We start from the raw sequence: 20,519 nt of genomic DNA, 5'->3' as shown, positions 1-20,519 counted from the left end.
GTATTCATTAGAATGTAACAGCTAATCTTGCATTAGCTATCTTTTCATACGGAATATTGATCCGTTTCTTTCTTGTTTTGATCGTGATCTCAACTGTCACTGTTTGTCCATCAAATTCAGCCAGTTCACCTTCAAACACTTTTACGCCGTCAATAGGCTCATACGTCTTAATGTATACGTTTTTTCCTAGTGATTTTTCGAAATCGGCTTTTTTCTTTAGCGGACGCTCAGCTCCTGGAGATGAGACTTCAAGAAAGTAATTTTGGCTGATTGGGTCTGCCTCATCAAGCTTTTCGCTTAAAGCTTCGCTTACTTTGGCACATTCCTCAATATCCACACCGTCATCGGAATCAATAAACACGCGAAGGAACCAGCTTTGGCCCTCTTTGACAAATTCAATGTCAACGAGTTCCAGCTGAAGGCTGTCTACGATTGGCTGAGCCATTTCTTGAACGGTGTCAGTCACTTTTTTGCTCATGTTCTTCCTCCTTGTGCTGTCGATCTCATATTCGTCTCGTCACTCTGCATAAAAACCCTGCTTCAAAAGAGCAGGGGCTAAAAAGTAAACGATGAACATGTCGAGACAAAATTCTCCTGTTCAATACAAAAGAGCGGGTTTCCCCACTCTTTGCCTCGGTAATCGTTAGCATTTCCAATAAAACTATACCATAACCATATTTTTATTGCAAATGGATATACGCTTACCTTCATACCTAAGCAAGTGACAGAAACTCTAATATTACGATGGCACTTTTTGCGCTTATGTATGCATAGAAGCAGAATTTCTGAGAAATTCTGCTTTCCATATTAGAACAGTGACAATTGGTTTTGATCAGGCAGTGACTCCAGACAGCCATGGCGATCTAAGTACTCTAAAATCGTTTTTGATACTTTCCCTCTCTTTTGCAAATCTTCTTTTGAGAGGAATTCGCCTTCTTCACGAGCTTTTACAATGTTCAAAGCAGCGTTCGTCCCTAACCCTGGAATAGAGTTAAACGGCGGAATAAGACTGTTGCCGTCAATAATAAACTCTGTGGCGCTGGAGCGATATAAATCGACTTTTTGGAATGAATAGCCTCTCTCACACATCTCAAGCGCTAATTCTAAAACAGTCAGAAGGTTCTTTTCCTTCGGTGAAGCGTCAAGTCCTTTAGCGTTTATATCCTCCATTACCGCTCTGATTGCTGTAGAGCCCTTGATCATTGTATCAATATCAAAGTCATCTGCACGAACGGTAAAATAAGCCGCATAATACAAAAGAGCATGATGCACTTTAAAGTAAGCAATGCGGACTGCCATTAAGACATATGCCGCGGCGTGGGCTTTCGGGAACATGTATTTAATCTTTTTACAAGAATCAATATACCAGTCTGGGACATTGTTATTTTTCATTTCTTCTTCCCATTCAGGCGTTAATCCTTTTCCTTTACGCACGAATTCCATGATTTTAAAGGCAAGGGACGGCTCAAGGCCTTGATAGATTAAATAAACCATAATGTCATCACGGCAGCCGATAACCTCACTCAGCTCACAAATATTATTGTGGATGAGCTCCTGTGCATTGCCAAGCCATACATCAGTTCCGTGAGACAAGCCTGAAATCTGAACGAGCTCAGAAAAAGTGGTCGGCTTTGTATCTTCAAGCATCTGCCGGACAAATCGGGTTCCGAATTCAGGAATTCCAAGAGTGCCCGTTTTACAGCCAATCTGTTCTTCAGTCACACCGAGTGATTCGGTTCCCTGGAAGATCTTCATCACTTCAGGATCATCCGTCGGAATTGTTTTCGGATCTATTCCACTTAAGTCTTGAAGCATCCGAATAACAGTCGGGTCATCGTGTCCGAGAATATCAAGTTTTAACAGGTTGTCATGGATGGAGTGGAAATCAAAATGAGTCGTTTTCCACTCTGAACCTGTGGCATCTGCCGGGAACTGGATCGGTGAAAAATCATAAATATCCATATAATCCGGAACTACGATAATACCGCCAGGGTGCTGTCCAGTTGTACGTTTTACACCCGTGCATCCCTGCACGAGCCGATCTATTTCGGCACCGCGCATATGAAGATTGTTGTCTCCGGCATAGCCTTTTACATAACCGTAGGCTGTTTTTTCTGCCACCGTGCCTATTGTTCCCGCACGATATACATTGTCTTCTCCGAACAATACTTTTGTGTAATTGTGTGCTTGCGGCTGATATTCCCCTGAGAAGTTCAAATCGATATCAGGTACTTTGTCCCCTTTAAATCCTAAGAACGTTTCAAATGGAATATCATGGCCGTCTTTTTTCAAAGGCGTTCCGCAATGAGGGCATGTCTTGTCAGGCAGGTCAAAACCGGAACCGACAGAACCGTCATTAAAGAACTCAGAATGCTGGCACTCAGGACAAACATAGTGCGGCGGCAGCGGGTTTACCTCAGTAATCTCAGTAAGTGTCGCAACTAATGAAGATCCTACGGAACCACGGGAACCAACGAGATACCCGTCATCTAGTGAACGTTTTACAAGTTTGTGAGAGATCAAGTAAATAACAGCAAATCCGTGGCCAATAATACTCTTTAACTCTTTTTCAATCCGCGCTTCGACAATTTCAGGCAACTCTTCCCCGTAAATGCTTCTTGCACGCTGATAGCTCATTTCTCTGATCTCTTCATCGGCGCCTTCGATTTTCGGCGTATATAAATCATCTTTAATCGGCTTGATGTCATCAACTAAAGAAGCAACCTTTTGGGTATTGGTGACTACGATCTCCTTCGCTTTTTCTTCACCTAAGAAAGAAAAAGCTTCAAGCATTTCGTCTGTCGTTCTGAAATGCACTTTCGGCAGTTCATGCCTGTTCAGCGGATTTGCCCCGCCTTGTGAGGATATTAAAATCTTTCTGTAGATTTTATCCTCATCATTCAAGTAATGAACATTTCCCGTAGCAACAACCGGTTTATTAAGCTTTTCCCCCAGCTTCGTGATATTCGCAATAATTTCTTTCAGCGCTTTTTCATCACGGACCAGTTCGAGCTCCAGCAAGTGACGATACACTTCAGGCGGCTGAACCTCAAGGTAATCATAGAATGACGCGATATCTTCCACCTCTTCAGGCGATTTTTGCATCATTCCCTCAAAAACCTCTCCCCTGTCACAGGCAGAACCGATCAGAAGCCCTTCCCTGTATTTCTCAAGCTGAGATCTCGGAATACGCGGCACTCTGTAAAAATAATGAATATGAGAAAGTGACACAAGCTTAAATAAATTTTTAAGTCCGGTGCTGTTCACGGCAAGTAATGTTGCATGATACGGTCTTGATCTTTGATAAGCATTGGACTGACCCATATTTTCATTCAACTCATCATGGTACTGAATTCCTTTTTCAGCTGCGTCTTTCAGCATTTTCAGAAGCAAATAAGCGGTTGCCTCAGTATCATAGATCGCACGGTGATGCTGTGTGAGTTCGATATCAAACTTTTTACAAAGTGTGTTCAACCGGTGATTTTTAAATTCCGGATAGAGAAAACGTCCAAGTTCAAGCGTATCAATGACTGGGTTTTTAGCTTTATCGACTTCAAGAAGCTTTTTATAGGCTACATTTAAGAATCCCATATCAAAACTTGCATTATGAGCGACAAGGATATCATCGCCAATCCATTCTCTGAAATCTCTTATTACATCTACGACATCCGGAGCGTCTTGTAGCATATCATCAGTGATGCCTGTCAGCTCTATGATTGTGGCGGAAAGCGGACGATGCGGGTTCGCAAACGCCTCAAATTTATCAATAATTTCTCCGCCTTTTACTTTTACTGCAGCCAGCTCAATAATGGTATCGTATACAGCAGACAATCCTGTCGTCTCAACGTCAAAAACAACATATGTTTCTTCTTCGAGCAGACGATGTGCGGCATTATAAGCAATTGGCACGCCATCATCCACGAGATTCGCTTCCATCCCGTAAATCATTTTAATTCCATGCTTTTTGGCCGCAGAATACGCATCAGGGAAGGATTGAACGACAGCATGGTCAGTCAAAGCGATGGCCTCATGTCCCCATTTTTTCGCCTGTTCGACAAGCTTTCCGATACCCGTAACAGCATCCATTTGGCTCATTGGGGAATGAAGATGCAATTCCACTCTTTTTTCTCCTTCAGGTGCTGAATCTTCACGGATTTTTGCTTTTATTTCGTTTACGTCATTTGCGATCATGACAAGGTCTCTGACAAATGTATCATTTTGAATGCTTCCGCGTGCTTTTACCCACATTCCTTTTTTCAGCGACTTCATCAGTGCCGCATCTTCTTTTTCACGTGCAAACATTTTGATCAAAATACTATTTGTATAGTCTGTAATTTTGAAGATACACAGCGTGCGCCCGCTCTTCAGCTCGCGCGTCTCCACATCAAACACATAACCTTGGACCGTAATTCTTCGTTCTTCGTCCATGATGCTGTCAAGTGTCCGGATTTCTTCGTTATCTTTAATTTGATAACCGATAACAAGAGGACCAGATGGTGCTTGGTCTTCATCACTTTCTTTATCTTTCTTCTCCATTTCAATCAAGGCCTGCATAGCCCGCTCTTGGTCTTCTGCAAGCTTTTGCTCCCGAAACTTTTGAACTTCCTGCTCGGATACAAATATTTCAGCATCAAGCTGAAGATCCGGAAAGCCAAATTGACGGTAGCCTGCTTGTATCATGGAACTGTATTTATTCTTTAGCGCAGCCGCTTCTGTATCCGTTTTGGTTTTGACAATCAGTTTATTGCCCTTCAGCTTCGGTTTTTGCTGGTTTAAAAGACTGATAATCGGCGGCGAAATGCCCTGCAGTTCTTCAATGCAGCGTGACCAGTAGTCTTGAACAATACTTTCACTGACCTCGGCATCCTGAACTTCAATTGAAGATGTCACTTTTGCTATGTGGGCAAACGATTGCGTCAGCCTCGTTGTTAATGTGTCATATATTTGAAAAGGCAGCAAAGATTTAAATTGAAAATGAAAATGCCAAGACTTAGAAACTTTGTGAATTGTCAGCTTTTTAATCTCGCCATGTTCAAAGTAGGTCATGAAGGTATCATCTGTCATATTAATCTGCTGCAGAAGAATTTGAAACTGCCTTCTGTTTACTGATAACTGTTCCATTAAGACAGTATCCCTCCCTAAAAACATCATAAGTGAAGGTACCTCAGGCAATGAGGTACCTTCTATTATTTCTATTTTAACATGTTTTTTGATAAATCGTTATGGTGATTACTGCTTGCTGATAAACGCAGATAATTCGTCTACTGAAATCTCAGTTGACTCACCTGTTTGACGAATTTTCACTTCGACAATTCCTTCGTCAGCCCGTTTTCCGACAGTGATGCGGATTGGAAGGCCGATTAGATCTGAATCAGCGAATTTTACGCCGGCACGCTCAGCACGGTCGTCATAGAGCACTTCATAGCCTTCCGCTTTTAAATCGGCATACAGCTTTTCAGCAAGCTCTCTTTGCCCATCGTTTTTCATGTTCAATGCAAGAATATGAAGATCGTACGGCGCAACGCTTTTTGGCCATATTAATCCTTTTTCGTCGTGATGCTGTTCAGCAATAGCAGAAAGCGTTCTTGACACACCGATTCCGTAACAGCCCATCAGCATTGGCTGCGCGCGTCCGTTTTCATCTAAATATGTCGCATTCATCGCTTCTGAATAGCGTGTTCCGAGCTTAAAGACTTGTCCGACTTCGATTCCCTCCGCAAAACGGATCGTTCCCTTGCCGTCTGGTGAAGGATCACCTTCTTTAATAAAACGAAGATCAGCAAATTCTTTAATTTGCGCGTCACGGTTCACATTGACATTTTTATAATGATGATCTCCTTCATTTGCCCCGGCAACAGCATTAACCATTGCTTTCACAGCTTGATCGGCATATACTTCCACATCCTGATGAATACCGACAGGGCCTACAAAGCCTGGCTCTGTTCCGAGCTGCTGAATGACCTCTTCATGTGTGGCAAGCTCTACAACTTCTGCATGAAGCAAGTTTTTCACTTTAATATCGTTAACTTCATGATCCCCTCTTACAAGCACTAAGACAAAACGGTCATCAGCTTTAAACAATACTGACTTAATGCACGCTTCAGCCGAAACCTGCAAGAACGCAGTCAGTTCTTCGATTGTTTTCACGTTAGGCGTATGAACCTTCTCTAGAGCTTTAGGCTCTTCATCTGAAGGAACTTCCTGGTGAAGAACTTCAGCCATCTCGATATTAGCCGCGTACTGTGATTCATCAGAATACGCAATCGTATCCTCTCCGATCGCAGAAAGTGCCATAAATTCGTGCGTATCCTTTCCTCCCATTGCGCCTGAATCAGCGATAACAGGTCTTACATTAATGCCGCAGCGGGCAAAAATATTAGAATAGGCCTCGTACATTTTTTGATACGTTTCATCCAGGCTCTCTGCAGATGCATGGAAAGAGTACGCATCCTTCATAATAAATTCGCGGCCTCTTAACAAACCGAAGCGAGGACGTTTTTCATCTCTGAACTTAGACTGAATTTGATAAAGAGTCAGAGGGAGACGCTTATAAGATTTAACCTCATCGCGAACAAGCGAAGTGATAACCTCTTCATGCGTTGCCCCTAAAGCAAATTCACGGCCATGACGGTCTTTTAGTCTCATCAGTTCGGGACCATACGTATACCATCTGCCTGATTCCTGCCATGTCTCTGCCTGCTGCAATGCGGGCATAAGCATTTCTACGGCATCAATTTTCTCCATTTCCTCTCGAACAATCTGCTGAATGTTTTGAATCACCTTATACGCAAGAGGCATATAGCTGTATACCCCGCTCGTATTCTGTCTGATAAATCCTGCTCTCAGAAGAAGCTGATGACTTTTTGCTTCGGCATCAGCTGGAACTTCACGGAGCGTAGGAATAAGCGTCAAGCTTTGTCTCATTTCTTCGCACCTCTGATTGATTTACTTTTCGTTTACAAAAACAGCCGCTGGATATCGTTCCATGTGACAACCAGCATAAGAAGCATTAGAAAAGCTACTCCGATAAACACAACAAATGCTTCTTTTTCCCTGTTAATCGGTTTGCCCCGAATCGCTTCAATAAATAGAAACAACAGTCTTCCTCCGTCAAGTGCCGGAATCGGAAGCAGGTTGACAATCCCAAGGTTAATGCTTAAAAACGCCGCAAACTGAAATAAGTTCACGATCCCTGTTTTCGCCACTTGGTCTGTCATATCATATATGCCGACAGGACCTGACAGCATATCGAGTTTAAATTGGCCTGTTACTAATTTGCTCAGATTGGTTAAAATCGCTTTGGTGACATCAACTGTTGATGTCGCGCCGTAAGCAACCGCTGAGAGTACGCCTTTTTCAGTCGGCGCATAGGAACCGAAACGTCCGATTGTTTTTTTGTTCTCATCTTTAACAGCTTCCGGAGTCACTGAAATATGAAGCGTTTTGTTATCTCTTTTTACTGCAACGTCCATTTCTTTCTCCGGGTTTTCTTTTACAGCGGAGACAATGTCAGTCCAAGACCTCATTTTCTCTCCGTTAATGCTTTGGATATAATCCCCTTCTTTTAGCCCTGCTTCAGCCGCCCGTCCATTGTCTGTCAGCTGCCCGAGCATAGGTTCATTTGACGGTACGCCTTGAATCAGCCCAAGCATCACTAAAATGACGTAAGCTAAAATAAAGTTCATAATCGGCCCTGCAGCAATTGCTTTAATCCGCTGCCACACAGGTTTGGAACCAAATTGGCGATTATACGGCGCAATCTGCACTTCTTCTCCGTCTACAATAAAAAAGGATGTTTCGCTGACAGTAAAGCTGGAAAGTTCGTCCTCTTTCCCCTGTTCATAACCGGTGATCTTCATGTCATGCTCTAGATCAGCTGTTTCCACTTCAATGACTAAAGCATCCGGATATTTTTCCTTTTGATTGATGATGACTTTCTCAACTTGATCTTCTTTATTAAACAGAAGCCCGACCGTGTATCCGGGTTTCACCTCAATCATTTCCGGATCTTCGCCGGCCATACGAACAAATCCGCCGACCGGAAGCAGCCTGATCGTATAAACTGTTTCATTTTTTTTGAAAGAAAAAATCTTTGGACCGAAGCCGATCGCAAATTCACGGCAGAGAATTCCCGCTCTTTGGGCTAGCAATAAATGGCCCAGTTCATGGAAGAAAACGAGCGTTCCGAAAATAATGATAAACGCTATAACTGTATTCACGAACATACCACCTTATGTGAGTATTGAATTGACGTATCCCCGGGTATCTTTGTCCACTTCTTGAATGTCCGCCAGGCTCGGTTTTTTCAGTAATTGATGGCGGGTTAGTGCCTTTTCGATACAGTCTTCAATAGCCAAAAACGGTATCTTGCCAGCTAAAAAGGCAGCGACAGCTACTTCATTTGCCGCATTTAGCACTGTCGGCATTGTTCCTCCTATTTTACCTGATTCAAAAGCAAATTGTAAGCATCGGAACCTGTCAAAATCAGCTTTCTCAAAATGAAGGCTGCCGATTTCCCATAATTCAAGCCTTTTCGCATCTGGTAATGGCAATCGGTCAGGATAAGTGAGCGCATATTGAATGGGGACTCTCATATCCGGAGTTCCGAGCTGTGCGATCACACTTTTATCATGGAACTCAACCATTGAATGGATGATGCTCTCCTTATGTAAAACCACATCAATTTGTTCATAAGGTATATCGAAAAGCCAGTGTGCCTCGATCACCTCTAATCCCTTATTCATCATTGTAGCCGAATCAATTGTAATTTTTGCACCCATTGACCAGTTTGGATGTTTTAATGCATCTTCAACTGTTACTGATTCGAGCTCCTCCCGCGTCTTGTCCCGAAAACTTCCGCCGGATGCCGTAATGATGAGGCGTTCAATGTTTTTAGCCTGTTCGCCTTGAAGAGCTTGAAAAATGGCTGAATGCTCACTGTCAACAGGCAGCAGCGGAACATCATATTTCTTAGCATGTTCTTTTACTATATGCCCTGCAGTGACAAGAGTTTCCTTATTTGCAAGCGCAATTGTTTTTTTCTGTTCAATTGCCTTTAACGTCGGGATAAGACCGACGCTTCCAAGCAAAGCGTTGACAACAATGTCAACCTCCTCCATCACTGCTGCTTCTATCAGTCCTTCTTCTCCCAGCCCAATTTGGCATTCAAAAGAAAAAGACATTTGTTTTAATTTATGATATGTATCCAGATCACCGACAGAGACAAACTTCGGCTGAAAGACCTCAATCATTGGAACGGCCTTATCAATATTTCTGCCAAACGACATAGATACCAGCTGAAATTGATCTTGATGTGCACGCAGTACATCAAGAGTCTGTTCGCCGATTGATCCTGTTGCTCCTAAAAGACAAATATTTTTCAAAGTTGCCACTACTCCTATTCTTATTGCTGCGTGATCAGTCTCATATTCATATTAGACTTTTTTATGAAAAAAGGGCAAGCAGAAAGTACAAGAAAGGCATGACAAACAAGAAACTGTCAAAACGGTCTAATATACCGCCATGCCCGGGAAGAATATTCCCAGAATCCTTTACATCGTAATGTCTTTTCAACGCGGATTCCACTAAATCTCCCAGTTGTCCAAAAACAGACAAAAACAGCGTGATCAACAGCAGATAGATATACGGGATCGGAAGTTGTGCAACAAGCTGAAAAATCGTCGCCAATACAAGTGCGATGACAATTCCGCCTGCAAACCCTTCGACTGTTTTATTCGGACTGATTTCAGGCCACAGTTTCCGCTTCCCAAGCGATTTACCGACAAAATAGGCACCGGAATCGGTGGACCAAATGACAACACACGCATAAAAAATGTATGTTAATCCGTATTGGTCAAGATTTCTGATTTCGATAAAATAATGAAAACACATTCCGATGTAAATTGCTGCAAGCGTAATAAACCCGACTTCATCAAAAGTAAAGGTGTTCTTGACCAACACTGTGTAAGTCAGCAATAGCAGTACCGCAAATAAAGCGATTTCCATTTTGGAAATTCCGTCCGCTTCAAAAAACGAATACTGGCTTGGCAATAAGAACATCCACAATAATAAAAGGCCGATCAAACCCGGCAGTGAAACCAGCTTCAGCTTTTTCATCCGTAAAAGTTCAAAAAGCGCCACACTGCCCATAGCATAAATTAATATGGTGAACGGCAATTTCCCGACAATAACCAAAAATAAAAATACAATTGCTGCCAGAACACCTGTCAAAATTCTTTGTTTCATGTCCACCATCCTCTAAATTCCGCCAAACCTCCGGCCTCTCTGCTGATACTCTCCTAACGCCTGCAAGAAGTGATCTTCTTTAAAGTCAGGCCACAAGACGTCAGTAAAGACAAATTCACTGTAGGCAACCTGCCATAGCATAAAATTACTCAGCCTTATCTCGCCGCTCGTTCGAATTAAAAGTTCAGGATCCTGCAAAGATTCAGTCATCAAATAAGTAGAAAAAAGCGATTCATCAATGTCTTCAATATTCAAAGAGCCTTCCTTCACTTTTTCCGCGAGTGATTTTGCAGCACTGACAATTTCAGTACGGCCTCCATAGTTAAGAGCAAAATTAAGGATCATTCCGTCGTTTTGCGCCGTGTCCTGTACAGCTTTTTCAATTGCACGTAATGTGTGCGCCGGCAAAGCCGTTTCATCCCCAATGATCCGAACCTGTACATTTTCCTCAACAAGCTCTGGAAGATACGTATTCAAAAATTCTTCCGGAAGCTTCATTAAAAAATCGACTTCCATTTTCGGTCTTTTCCAGTTTTCTGTTGAAAATGCATACAATGTCAGTACTTTGACACCTAATTCGTTTGCGAGCTTCGTGGTCCTTTTTACCACCTTCATCCCTTCATGGTGGCCTGCAATTCTGGGAAGAGAGCGTTTTTTAGCCCAACGGCCATTTCCATCCATGATAATGGCGATGTGTTCGGGAATTTCTCCCTTAAGTATGTCTTCTTTTGTATAACGTTCTAAGTTGGAAGCCGCAGTTTGCTGATTCTTCCAATTTTTGAGTATGTTGAGCATGAGATTCCTCCGTCACCCAAAAAGGTTACATTCCCTGCTGATAATCAATGTAATCAACAGTATTAACAAAAAAACCCCCTGTAAACATGAGAGGGTCTTTTCACTATTATCTATTGTACATAGTTTTTCATTAAACTTCCATGATTTCTTTTTCTTTGTCTTTTGTGACACTGTCAATTTTTGACACATATTCATCTGTCAGTTTTTGAACGTCTTCAGTGGAAGCACGCAGTTCATCCTCAGTAATGTCTCCGTTTTTCTCAAGTTTTTTGAGATCATCGTTAGCATCACGGCGAACGTTACGAACAGCTACTTTTGCTTCTTCAGCATATTTTTTTACAACTTTCACTAATTCTTTCCGTCTCTCTTCTGTTAGTGCCGGAATTGCAATTCGAATCATATTGCCGTCACTTGTTGGTGTAAGACCTAAATCAGCTTTTAAAATCGCTTTTTCGATATCGCCGATTGCTGTTTTGTCGTATGGCGTAATAACGAGCATACGAGCTTCAGGCACGTTAATAGAAGACAACTGATTTAAAGGTGTCTGCGCTCCGTAATATTCAACCGTTACTTTATCTAATAATGATGGATTTGCACGGCCTGCGCGTACAGTAGCCAATTCGCGCTGATAAGCAGCAATTGCTTTTTCCATTTTTTCTTTTGTTTGAGTTAATACTTCTTTTGACACGTTATTTCCCCCTCACGATCGTTCCGATTGATTCACCGATAACGGCACGTTTGATATTTCCTTCTTCCATAATAGAAAAGACGATAAGCGGAATGTCATTGTCCATGCATAAAGAGGAAGCTGTTGAATCCATGACTTCCAGGCCGTCTTTAAGAACGTCAAGATAAGAAAGTGATTCATACTTAACAGCTGATTCATCTTTTCTAGGATCAGCATTATACACACCGTCAACGTTATTTTTAGCCATTAAAATAACGTCTGCCTCAATTTCAGCAGCCCGCAGTGCAGCTGTCGTATCAGTTGAGAAATATGGGTTTCCTGTGCCCGCAGCGAAAATAACGACACGTTTTTTCTCTAAGTGGCGTATCGCTTTTCTTCTTATGTACGGTTCAGCAACTTGTCTCATTTCAATGGATGTTTGCACTCTGGACTGGATTCCGAGTGTTTCCAAGCTGTCTTGAAGAGCAAGCGAATTCATTACTGTCGCCAGCATTCCCATATAGTCAGCAGTCGCGCGGTCCATGCCCAGGTCACTTCCTGTTTTTCCGCGCCATAAGTTGCCGCCGCCTACTACAACAGCCACTTCGACTTCAAGCTCAGCGATTTCCTTCACTTGCTTTGCAATGGATTGAATGACAGTCGGGTTAATTCCATTTCCCTGTTCTCCTGCCAATGCTTCCCCGCTAAGCTTTAATACGATACGTTTGTATTTTGGTTTTTCCATGATAACCTCCAAGTGTAAACATTGCCGTTTTCTATTATGCAAGAGAAAAAAAGGTTTGTAAATATAGTTTTAAAAATAGGGAACACAAAATGTGTCCCCTATACTGCCTGAAAAGACGCGACTTAGCCGCGAAATCTTTTCACCATTATTTTTTCACTTGGTTCATTACTTCTTCAGCAAAGTTTTCTTGACGTTTTTCGATGCCTTCTCCAACTTCATAGCGGACAAAAGTTTGAACAGTAGCGTTTTTCGCTGCAATAACTTGTTTCACTTTTTCATCTGGGTTTTTAACGAACGCTTGGTCTAATAGACAAATTTCTTCGAAGAATTTGTTCAGACGGCCTTCAACCATTTTCGCTACGATGTTTTCAGGTTTGCCTTCTTGGAGGGCTTGCTGAGTTAAGATTTGACGCTCATGATTTGTTTCTTCTTCAGATACTTGATCACGAGAAATGTAACGAGGGTTAACTGCAGCAACGTGCATTGCGATATCTTTCGCAGTTTCTTCATCACTTGTACCGTTGAGAACAGTTAATACACCGATGCGGCCGCCCATGTGAAGGTACGCACCGAATGCAGAGCTGTCGTCTTTTGTAAGAACTGTAAAGCGGCGAAGAGTGATTTTCTCACCGATTTTAGCAACTGCGCTTGTGATGTACTCTTCAACAGTTGAGCCATTTTCCATTTTTTGACCCATTGCTTCTTCAACATCTGCTGGCGTGTTTGCAAGAAGGTGGTCAGCTAAAGTGTTAAGAAGCTCTTTGAAGCCTTCGTTTTTCGCAACGAAATCAGTTTCAGAGTTTACTTCTAGGATAACGCCTTTGTTGCCGTCAGTTTTAATAAGAGTAGAACCTTCTGCTGCGATACGGTCAGCTTTTTTCGCTGCTTTTGCAATCCCTTTTTCTCTTAAAAGGTCAATTGCTTTGTCCATATCTCCGTCAGTTTCAGTTAACGCTTTTTTACAATCCATCATGCCCGCGCCAGTTTTTTCACGCAGTTCTTTTACTTGCTGTGCAGTAATTGCCATTTGTATTCCTCCTTATATGTTTAAACAAGAGTATGTATATTACACATTTTTCTTGAAAAAAGGTGATAAAAGGCAGTCCCTCTTATCACCTTTTGAATAGGTTACGCAGTTGTTGTTTCTGTTTCTGGTGCAGTTTCTTCAGCAACTTCCGCTTCTTCTTCGCCTTGCTTCGCTTCTAAGATTGCATCTGCCATTTTAGAAGTTAGAAGTTTAACAGCGCGGATAGCGTCATCGTTCGCTGGGATAACAACATCGATTTCATCTGGATCACAGTTAGTATCTACGATACCGATGATAGGGATGTTTAATTTGCGAGCTTCCGCAACAGCGATGCGCTCTTTGCGAGGATCGATGATGAATAATGCATCAGGAAGATCCTTCATATCTTTAATTCCGCCTAGGAATTTTTCAAGACGCTCTAATTCTTTTTTCAATTGAACGACTTCTTTTTTAGGAAGTACATCAAACGTACCGTTTTCTTGCATTTTTTCAATGTCTTTAAGACGTTTAATACGTTTTTGGATTGTTTCAAAGTTTGTTAATGTACCGCCCAACCAGCGTTGGTTGACATAGTACATGCCAGAGCGTTGAGCTTCTTCTTTAACAGAATCTTGAGCTTGTTTTTTTGTTCCGACGAAAAGGATTTTTCCGCCTTCAGCAGCAAGATTTTTAGTGAAGTTGTAAGCTTCCTCTACTTTTTTGACTGTTTTTTGAAGGTCAATGATGTAGATTCCGTTACGCTCCGTGAAAATGTAACGCTTCATTTTTGGGTTCCAACGGCGTGTTTGGTGACCGAAGTGAACACCAGCTTCAAGCAATTGCTTCATAGAAATGACTGACATGTTATTTCCTCCTAATATAATGGTTTTTTTCCTCCGCTTAGGTCATTTTTGTGCAGAACTGCCGCCTGCAGCACCCTCTGCATAAATCGTTAAGCGTGTGTATTTAACACCAAGACATAATATAACACAGCTTTATCCGACAATCAAGAATCCTTTACACCTTTGGAGCGAAATTTTAAAAATAGCTCGATTTCTGTCTTTCCGCTCTTCATTTTCTGGGCAATTTGACTTGCCGAATATCCCTGTTCATATAATTCTATGACCTGGTCTTCAAATGATTGGACCTCACTGTTTACGATCTCTTCCCGACGGTCAACCTCTGTAATCAGACCTTCAATATGTTCAGGTAGATTCTCTGCCTCTTGGACTGGATCCCGCTCTTGATATGTTTCAGAGGGCTGAAGGCCTGGCTTTTGGGATTCTTCATCTGATTGACTTGCAGATGAAGCTTTATTTTCTATCAGTTTCTCATTTTCTTCTTTTAATTCAAGCAGAAATGCCGCCAAGGTGTTTTCCGTCTCTTCAAGTATCTGTTTTTGCTGTTTTTCTGTTTCTTTCACTGCAGCGAGCCTCGTATACAGGATAATGACAGCGTACAGAAGAACGCCGTGGAGCGTAAAGCTTAAAAGCCATAATAGTGTTGACATGTTTTTCACTCGCTAACCATGAAATTCATTATTGTATCACTTTTTCCAGCAGATTCTTTAATTTAAATAATGCCTTTGAATGGATCTGAGATATGCGGGACGTAGAAAGATTTAATACTTGTCCGATTTCTGTCAGTGTCAACTCCTCTTTGTAGAACAAACTGACAACCAGCTGTTCTTTTTCAGAGAGTTCGTGAATTTTTTCCGCAAGCTGTGCAATCAGTTCATCCTTCATAATCTTTTCTTCAGGCGGAACATTTTTGTCATCTCTGATCATGACTTGAATGTTTTCCCCGTCATCTTGATCATGGAGCTTTTCATCAATTGACAGCAGATTTGCAAAAAAACCTTCATTCATTGTTGACACGACATCCTGTACCGTCATTCCGAGTTCCTCTGCAATTTCCGCGGGCGATACATTCCGAAGATACCGCTGTTCAAGCTTTTCAATTGCCGCTTCAACCTTCTTTGTTTTTTCGCGTGAGGTTCTGGGCAGCCAATCTTCTTTACGAAGCCCGTCTATGATTGCGCCGCGAATTCTAAACGAGGCGTAGGTATCAAATTTTAAGTCCCGGCTGGGGTCAAATTTTTCAAGGGCATCATATAAACCAAGCATACCAAGGCTCATAAGATCGTCTTTATGCACTGATTTCGGCAGCCCGACAGAAATTCTGCCTACATGATATGTGACAAGCGGCATGTAACGGCGCATTAAGTCGTCACCGGCTTTAGGATCTTTCCACTCTTTCCAGCGCGTCCAAAGCACCTGATCTTCATAATTCAAGGATTGCATTGTTATCCCCCTAATACCTTAATTAAATCGTTTTTTCACCTTGTTTAACAGTTCGAATATGCAGCATGCAGGACTTCGGTTCAAATTCTATCGTCCGGCCGCTTGAGCCGCCCGTATCTTCACTAATAATAGGAATATTAAATAAAGACAGCTGTTCTTTTATCGCTAATACATTTCTCGGTCCGATCTTCATCAAATCATTTGTCGATTTAAATTTAAACATCTCTGATCCGCCGGCCAGCTTTGCTTTTAATGCAAATTTCCGGCATCCCGCTTCTATTAGCATATCAATCGTGGTCTTTACGGCGGTGTCAGCGTACTTAGCCCGGTTGAGCTCGGCAGTTTTCGATAACGTCGAATCCGGAAGCATGACATGAACAAGACCCGCCGTTTGCTTTTCTTTATCATAAAGCACCAGCCCCACACATGAGCCCAAACCAGAGGTCCGGATGGTATCCGGGAAGCGGGCGATCTTCACGTCAGCAATCCCAACCTTTATAACAACAGCCTCAGTTGTACTCATAATGATGCACCTAAGGCGACAAAGAGCTTTTCAAATGAATCATAGTCCGGCAGCATAAACATATGCGCTTTCAGCTCCTGCTGATGGCTTTGGTCAAAAATTGACGTGTCGACAACAATGGCGTGTTCTCCAACCTGACTGAGCTCCATCAGCCCTTCGCTGATCACAGCTCCGAACATATCCAATGAGACTTCAGGAACACTTGGATAGAGCTGGAGTTTCGTCAAATCCGCCAAAGCTGTTAAATATGATCCCGCTAAAATATTGCCCAGTTCATGCAAAGCGGATGAGCTCATGTGGTCTTCACCTAAGTCCTCTATGTCAAAATCGGGGTTTCCAATCAGCTCTCTGATAAACTGCTCCGCCTGAAAAAAAGGCATTATAAAGAACATTGAACCCGTTAAATCGCCTTCCATTCTTAAAAAGATGCTGGCAACCGGGACATCGGCGCCGCCGAAAAAATCAACAAGCTCATCAAAAGACAGCAGCTTTGCAAATGGGACTTCCATATCTATCTTTCTATTTAACAGCTGGGCCATTGCAGAGGCGGAGTGGCCGGCGCCTATATTGCCGACTTCCCGCAAAATGTCCATCTGCTCTTCTTTGATTCCATTAAAAATACTCATGTCATAACCCCTTTAAGATTAAGCTTGATCGGGCACAGCGGACTGAGATGATTCTTTATCCAAAACCGCGTTCGCATCAATAATATTTAAGAGTCTGTTCTCTTGTTTCACAATCTGTTCGATCGACACATCCGTATCTTTCTGAACGCCTTCTGGAGCAGATTCTATTTCACTTTCGTGTACGGTAATCACATCATTCGCTTCATCCACAATCCAGCCGACTTCAATATCACGATAAGCAATAATGATAATTCGTGTTTCATGGGTAATTTCATACTCTGGCAAATTCAGGCGTTTTCTTAAATCAATAACCGGAGTCACCACCCCGCGTAAATTGATTACCCCGCAAATATATGGTTCGACGCCAGGTACCCTCGTTGGCTTTTGCCATTTTTCAATTGATTTCACCTGAGTGACGGAAATGGCATATTCTTTGCCATTTACCATAAAGACTATCATTTTTTCGCCTGTTTTAATTTCTGCAGTCATGTGAGACACCTCCTCGAATGGTTAAATAATCAGTGCATTACAATCAATAATGAGCGCTACTTCTCCGTCTCCTAAAATAGTAGCTCCGGAAATTGCAAAGACGTTTGTTAAATAATCTCCGAGTGATTTCAGCACAACTTCCTGCTGGCCAATAAAGGAGTCCACCACAAATGCAGTAGGTTTGTCGCCTTTTTTCACGACAATGATATGGAGCTGTTCCGCATCTTTTCTTGTATCTTCTATTTTAAACTCTTCTTTTAAATAAACGACAGGGACAATATGCCCTCTAAAGTCAATCACTTCACGGTCATGCGTTTGCAAAATGTCTTTTCTGTCAATAACTGCTGTCTCAATGATTGAAGAAATCGGAATGGCAAATGTCTCTTCTTCCAACTTAATCAGCAGAACTGAAATAATAGACAAGGTAAGCGGCAGCTGGATGCTGAATAGAGAGCCTTGACCCTCGGCTGATTTCACACTGACTGAACCGCCAAGAGACTCCAGTTTGTTTTTTACAACGTCAAGTCCTACACCGCGGCCGGAAATATCAGAAATTTGGTCAGCAGTTGAGAACCCCGGGGCAAAAATCAATTCGTAAATTTGGTTGTCTTCTAAGGTTTCAGCTTCTTTTTCCGTTATGACCCCGCGCTCAAGCGCTTTTTCCAGAATTTTTTTGCGATTAAGGCCTGCGCCGTCATCCTCTACTTCGATAAAGACATGGTTGCCGCTGTGATAAGCTTTAAGCACAACTTTTCCTGATTCCGGTTTTCCCTTTTGCAAACGTGTTTCCGGCGCCTCGATACCATGGTCAATACTGTTTCTGATCAAGTGAACGAGTGGATCTCCGATTTCATCAATTACTGTACGATCCAGTTCAGTTTCCGCACCGATGATCGAGAGTTCAATTTTTTTATTCAGCTCTTTCTGAAGCTGGCGAATCATTCTCGGGAATCTGTTAAAAACAGTTTCAACCGGGACCATCCTCATATTCAGAATAATCGATTGCAAATCTCCGGAAATTCTCGTCATTCGTTCAACCGTTTCAGTCAGTTCATTGTGCTCAAGCTCTTTCGCAATCTGCTCGAGACGCCCACGGTCAATGACAAGCTCTTCAAATAAGTTCATTAAAGAATCAAGCCTGTCAATGTTGACACGAATTGTTTTAGATCCGCCGGCTGAATGCTTCGCCTGTTCATCGTTTTTAGCAGGCTGTTTTTGTTTCTCCTGCTTCGCAGGTACAGCTGCTGCTGGTGAATCTTCTTGCTTAGATTCTTCAGGCTTTTCAGCTGATGTTAAAGGAGCCCCTTGAATGACTTCAACATGCTCAATTTCCGACACGCCATTGATTAATTGTTCAATGTCTTCCGCTGATTGATGTGTTAAGAAACAAACTTGAAAATCAGTTCCAAAATCTTCTGTTTCAAGCACTTCAGCACTTGGAATTGTTTTGGCTACTTCTCCGACTTCATTTAGTTTTTCAAACACCATATAGACACGAACTGCTTTTAACATACAGTTTTCGTTCAGAGAAATCTTGATTTCATATCGTTTGAAGCCTTGCTCCTCCGCTTCTTGTATAACTGTGCGTTCAAATTCATCATATTCCCAATCAGATGCTGAACTCTGTGCTTCTGCAGGTTCTGCGGAGGCGGCGGATTCAGCGTGCGCACCATTCACATCAAGCTTGGCACTCACTTCTGAGATATCTCTTTTACCATCCCCGCCATCAATAATAGACTGAACCATTGCTTCTAGGTGATCCAGAGCTTCAAACAAAATATCCAGCCAGTCTGAGGTGACTGCCATGTCTCCGTTTCGGATTGCATCCAGCACGTTTTCAAGCAGATGGGTTAGATGTGCTAAATCCGTGTAGCCCATCGTTGCGCTCATTCCTTTTAATGTATGGGCAGCCCTGAATATATCATGTACGAGCTGAAGATCAGTCGGGTCTTTCTCTAAAAGGAGAAGCTTTTCATTACATGTTTGTAAATGTTCTTTACTCTCATCAATAAAGACATCTAAATACTGATTCATATCCATTTGAATCACACCCTCTCTTTTTTCACACAGCTTGTGATGGATGCTGCGATATCTTCCACATGTTTAATCTCATGAATGAGACCCGCTTTAACAGCAGCTTTTGGCATCCCGTATACGACACAAGATTCTTCAGACTCCGCAATGGCTTTCACATTGCCGGCTGTTAGCATGTCCTTTAGCCCAGCAGTGCCGTCACTGCCCATTCCGGTCATGATAACCGCTACTTTTTCATAATCTGTCAGTTTCCCGACAGAACGGAATAAATAATCAGCAGATGGTTTATGACGGCTTGGTGTGTCATGGTTATCAAGCACAATCTGGAGTCCTTCGCTGTTTTTAATAACGGATATGTTTTTTCCGCCCGGTGCTATGTAAACACAGCCGTTAAGAGCTGCTTCACCATCTTTTGCTTCTTTTACCTGAATGTCAGATAAATGATTCAGCCGATCAGCCAAAGAAGCAGTAAACCCTTCAGGCATGTGCTGTACGACAACCACTGGTGCGTTCAAATCCTTAGGGAGCTTCGGTATCACCTTTTGTAACGCCCGTGGACCGCCTGTTGATGTGCCGATACACACAATTTGTCTGCCCGTGCCAGGTTTCGGTATGCTTAATTCAGGCTTAACGACAGCACGCACAATAGGTTCGGGCCGAACTGTCTGGGAAACAGGACGTTTCCGCTTGCCGGAAAGTCCTGCCGCGACGACACGCTCAACTAATTGTTCTTTAATTTTGTATAGATCCAGAGATATTGAGCCTGATGGCTTTGTGATAAAGTCAAAGGCACCGATCTCCAAACAATTAATTGTGCATTCTTTACCTTTCTCGGTCTGGCTCGACACCATAATGACCGGCAAGTTATAAATCTCAATAATTTTGCGGAGCGTATCTGTCCCATTCATGACCGGCATTTCAACATCAAGAGTAATAACATCCGGTTTTAATAATTCAATCTTCTTAAGCGCTTCTTCTCCGTTTCTCGCAGTTCCGATTACTTCTATCTGCTTTTCCTCGGTCAGAAAATCACTTATCATTTTTCTCATAAAAGCTGAATCATCAACTACAAGCACACGAATCAAA

General features: G+C 42.4%; 18 protein-coding genes. All 18 read right to left on the bottom strand.

Going from position 1 to position 20,519, the window contains the following annotated elements:
• Positions 1–7 precede the first annotated feature (7 nt).
• Positions 8–478, bottom strand: a complete 471-nt coding sequence (gene rimP, locus NYE49_RS08980; protein WP_003231915.1) for a ribosome maturation factor RimP — start codon at positions 476–478, stop codon at positions 8–10.
• 329 nt (positions 479–807) lie between these two features.
• Positions 808–5,121 carry a PolC-type DNA polymerase III gene (locus tag NYE49_RS08975; RefSeq protein WP_047182616.1) on the bottom strand — a complete coding sequence of 1,438 codons (4,314 nt, stop codon included), beginning with the start codon at positions 5,119–5,121 and terminating at the stop codon, positions 808–810.
• A gap of 108 nt (positions 5,122–5,229) precedes the next feature.
• Positions 5,230–6,924 (bottom strand): proline--tRNA ligase, encoded by a 1,695-nt coding sequence (gene proS / locus NYE49_RS08970; protein ID WP_003231918.1) that lies wholly within the window; start codon positions 6,922–6,924, stop codon positions 5,230–5,232.
• Positions 6,925–6,956: 32 nt separating this feature from the next.
• Complete coding sequence (gene rseP, locus NYE49_RS08965) at positions 6,957–8,225, bottom strand: RIP metalloprotease RseP (protein ID WP_010886508.1); 1,269 nt, start codon at positions 8,223–8,225, stop codon at positions 6,957–6,959.
• 6 nt (positions 8,226–8,231) lie between these two features.
• Entirely contained in the window at positions 8,232–9,383 is a 1,152-nt protein-coding gene (gene dxr, locus NYE49_RS08960; RefSeq protein ID WP_003245155.1) for a 1-deoxy-D-xylulose-5-phosphate reductoisomerase, read from the bottom strand.
• 61 nt (positions 9,384–9,444) lie between these two features.
• A complete protein-coding gene (gene cdsA, locus NYE49_RS08955) occupies positions 9,445–10,254 on the bottom strand; it encodes a phosphatidate cytidylyltransferase (RefSeq protein ID WP_003231924.1) in 810 nt (269 codons plus the stop codon).
• Positions 10,255–10,257: 3 nt separating this feature from the next.
• Positions 10,258–11,040 carry an isoprenyl transferase gene (locus NYE49_RS08950; protein WP_015383676.1) on the bottom strand — a complete coding sequence of 261 codons (783 nt, stop codon included), beginning with the start codon at positions 11,038–11,040 and terminating at the stop codon, positions 10,258–10,260.
• A 130-nt stretch (positions 11,041–11,170) separates the two neighbouring features.
• The gene (gene frr, locus NYE49_RS08945) at positions 11,171–11,728 is read right to left on the bottom strand and encodes a ribosome recycling factor (protein ID WP_003231927.1); all 558 of its coding nucleotides are present in this window, start codon (positions 11,726–11,728) and stop codon (positions 11,171–11,173) included.
• 1 nt (position 11,729) lies between these two features.
• Complete coding sequence (gene pyrH / locus NYE49_RS08940) at positions 11,730–12,452, bottom strand: UMP kinase (protein WP_003220923.1); 723 nt, start codon at positions 12,450–12,452, stop codon at positions 11,730–11,732.
• Positions 12,453–12,597: 145 nt separating this feature from the next.
• Positions 12,598–13,479: a translation elongation factor Ts gene (gene tsf / locus NYE49_RS08935; protein ID WP_047182615.1), complete on the bottom strand. Its 882-nt coding sequence runs from the start codon at positions 13,477–13,479 to the stop codon at positions 12,598–12,600.
• Between the two features lie 101 nt (positions 13,480–13,580).
• Positions 13,581–14,321, bottom strand: a complete 741-nt coding sequence (gene rpsB, locus NYE49_RS08930; protein ID WP_003220918.1) for a 30S ribosomal protein S2 — start codon at positions 14,319–14,321, stop codon at positions 13,581–13,583.
• Between the two features lie 143 nt (positions 14,322–14,464).
• On the bottom strand, positions 14,465–14,968 hold the full coding sequence (gene swrB / locus NYE49_RS08925; RefSeq protein ID WP_014476819.1) for a swarming motility protein SwrB: 504 nt from the start codon (positions 14,966–14,968) through the stop codon (positions 14,465–14,467).
• Between the two features lie 28 nt (positions 14,969–14,996).
• On the bottom strand, positions 14,997–15,761 hold the full coding sequence (gene sigD, locus NYE49_RS08920) for an RNA polymerase sigma-28 factor SigD (protein ID WP_003220911.1): 765 nt from the start codon (positions 15,759–15,761) through the stop codon (positions 14,997–14,999).
• Positions 15,762–15,783: 22 nt separating this feature from the next.
• Positions 15,784–16,284 carry a chemoreceptor glutamine deamidase CheD gene (gene cheD / locus NYE49_RS08915; RefSeq protein ID WP_014476818.1) on the bottom strand — a complete coding sequence of 167 codons (501 nt, stop codon included), beginning with the start codon at positions 16,282–16,284 and terminating at the stop codon, positions 15,784–15,786.
• On the bottom strand, positions 16,281–16,910 hold the full coding sequence (gene cheC / locus NYE49_RS08910) for a CheY-P phosphatase CheC (RefSeq protein ID WP_003231935.1): 630 nt from the start codon (positions 16,908–16,910) through the stop codon (positions 16,281–16,283). Before cheC ends, cheD begins: the two co-directional genes overlap by 4 nt.
• Positions 16,911–16,928: 18 nt before the next feature.
• On the bottom strand, positions 16,929–17,399 hold the full coding sequence (cheW, locus tag NYE49_RS08905; RefSeq protein ID WP_047182614.1) for a chemotaxis protein CheW: 471 nt from the start codon (positions 17,397–17,399) through the stop codon (positions 16,929–16,931).
• A 21-nt stretch (positions 17,400–17,420) separates the two neighbouring features.
• Positions 17,421–19,439 (bottom strand): chemotaxis protein CheA, encoded by a 2,019-nt coding sequence (cheA, locus tag NYE49_RS08900; protein WP_015483230.1) that lies wholly within the window; start codon positions 19,437–19,439, stop codon positions 17,421–17,423.
• A gap of 5 nt (positions 19,440–19,444) precedes the next feature.
• On the bottom strand, positions 19,445–20,518 hold the full coding sequence (cheB, locus tag NYE49_RS08895; protein ID WP_047182613.1) for a protein-glutamate O-methylesterase CheB: 1,074 nt from the start codon (positions 20,516–20,518) through the stop codon (positions 19,445–19,447).
• Position 20,519: the final 1 nt, after the last annotated feature.

The sequence above is a fragment of the Bacillus sp. FSL L8-0358 genome, from assembly GCF_038593095.1.
In the GTDB taxonomy this organism is placed as follows: Bacteria; Bacillota; Bacilli; order Bacillales; family Bacillaceae; genus Bacillus; species Bacillus subtilis.
The sequence above is the reverse complement of the archived record's forward strand: the minus strand, read 5'-3'. Positions and strand labels throughout refer to the sequence as shown.

What these genes read in the sequence shown, in the direction of transcription:
- rimP (WP_003231915.1), bottom strand. Translation starts at nt 478, where the DNA reads ATGAGCAAAAAAGTGACTGACACCGTTCAAGAAATGGCTCAGCCAATC.
- NYE49_RS08975 (WP_047182616.1), bottom strand. Translation starts at nt 5,121, where the DNA reads ATGGAACAGTTATCAGTAAACAGAAGGCAGTTTCAAATTCTTCTGCAG.
- proS (WP_003231918.1), bottom strand. Translation starts at nt 6,924, where the DNA reads ATGAGACAAAGCTTGACGCTTATTCCTACGCTCCGTGAAGTTCCAGCT.
- rseP (WP_010886508.1), bottom strand. Translation starts at nt 8,225, where the DNA reads ATGTTCGTGAATACAGTTATAGCGTTTATCATTATTTTCGGAACGCTC.
- cdsA (WP_003231924.1), bottom strand. Translation starts at nt 10,254, where the DNA reads ATGGTGGACATGAAACAAAGAATTTTGACAGGTGTTCTGGCAGCAATT.
- NYE49_RS08950 (WP_015383676.1), bottom strand. Translation starts at nt 11,040, where the DNA reads ATGCTCAACATACTCAAAAATTGGAAGAATCAGCAAACTGCGGCTTCC.
- pyrH (WP_003220923.1), bottom strand. Translation starts at nt 12,452, where the DNA reads ATGGAAAAACCAAAATACAAACGTATCGTATTAAAGCTTAGCGGGGAA.
- tsf (WP_047182615.1), bottom strand. Translation starts at nt 13,479, where the DNA reads ATGGCAATTACTGCACAGCAAGTAAAAGAACTGCGTGAAAAAACTGGC.
- rpsB (WP_003220918.1), bottom strand. Translation starts at nt 14,321, where the DNA reads ATGTCAGTCATTTCTATGAAGCAATTGCTTGAAGCTGGTGTTCACTTC.
- swrB (WP_014476819.1), bottom strand. Translation starts at nt 14,968, where the DNA reads ATGTCAACACTATTATGGCTTTTAAGCTTTACGCTCCACGGCGTTCTT.
- sigD (WP_003220911.1), bottom strand. Translation starts at nt 15,761, where the DNA reads ATGCAATCCTTGAATTATGAAGATCAGGTGCTTTGGACGCGCTGGAAA.
- cheD (WP_014476818.1), bottom strand. Translation starts at nt 16,284, where the DNA reads ATGAGTACAACTGAGGCTGTTGTTATAAAGGTTGGGATTGCTGACGTG.
- cheC (WP_003231935.1), bottom strand. Translation starts at nt 16,910, where the DNA reads ATGAGTATTTTTAATGGAATCAAAGAAGAGCAGATGGACATTTTGCGG.
- cheW (WP_047182614.1), bottom strand. Translation starts at nt 17,399, where the DNA reads ATGACTGCAGAAATTAAAACAGGCGAAAAAATGATAGTCTTTATGGTA.
- cheA (WP_015483230.1), bottom strand. Translation starts at nt 19,439, where the DNA reads ATGGATATGAATCAGTATTTAGATGTCTTTATTGATGAGAGTAAAGAA.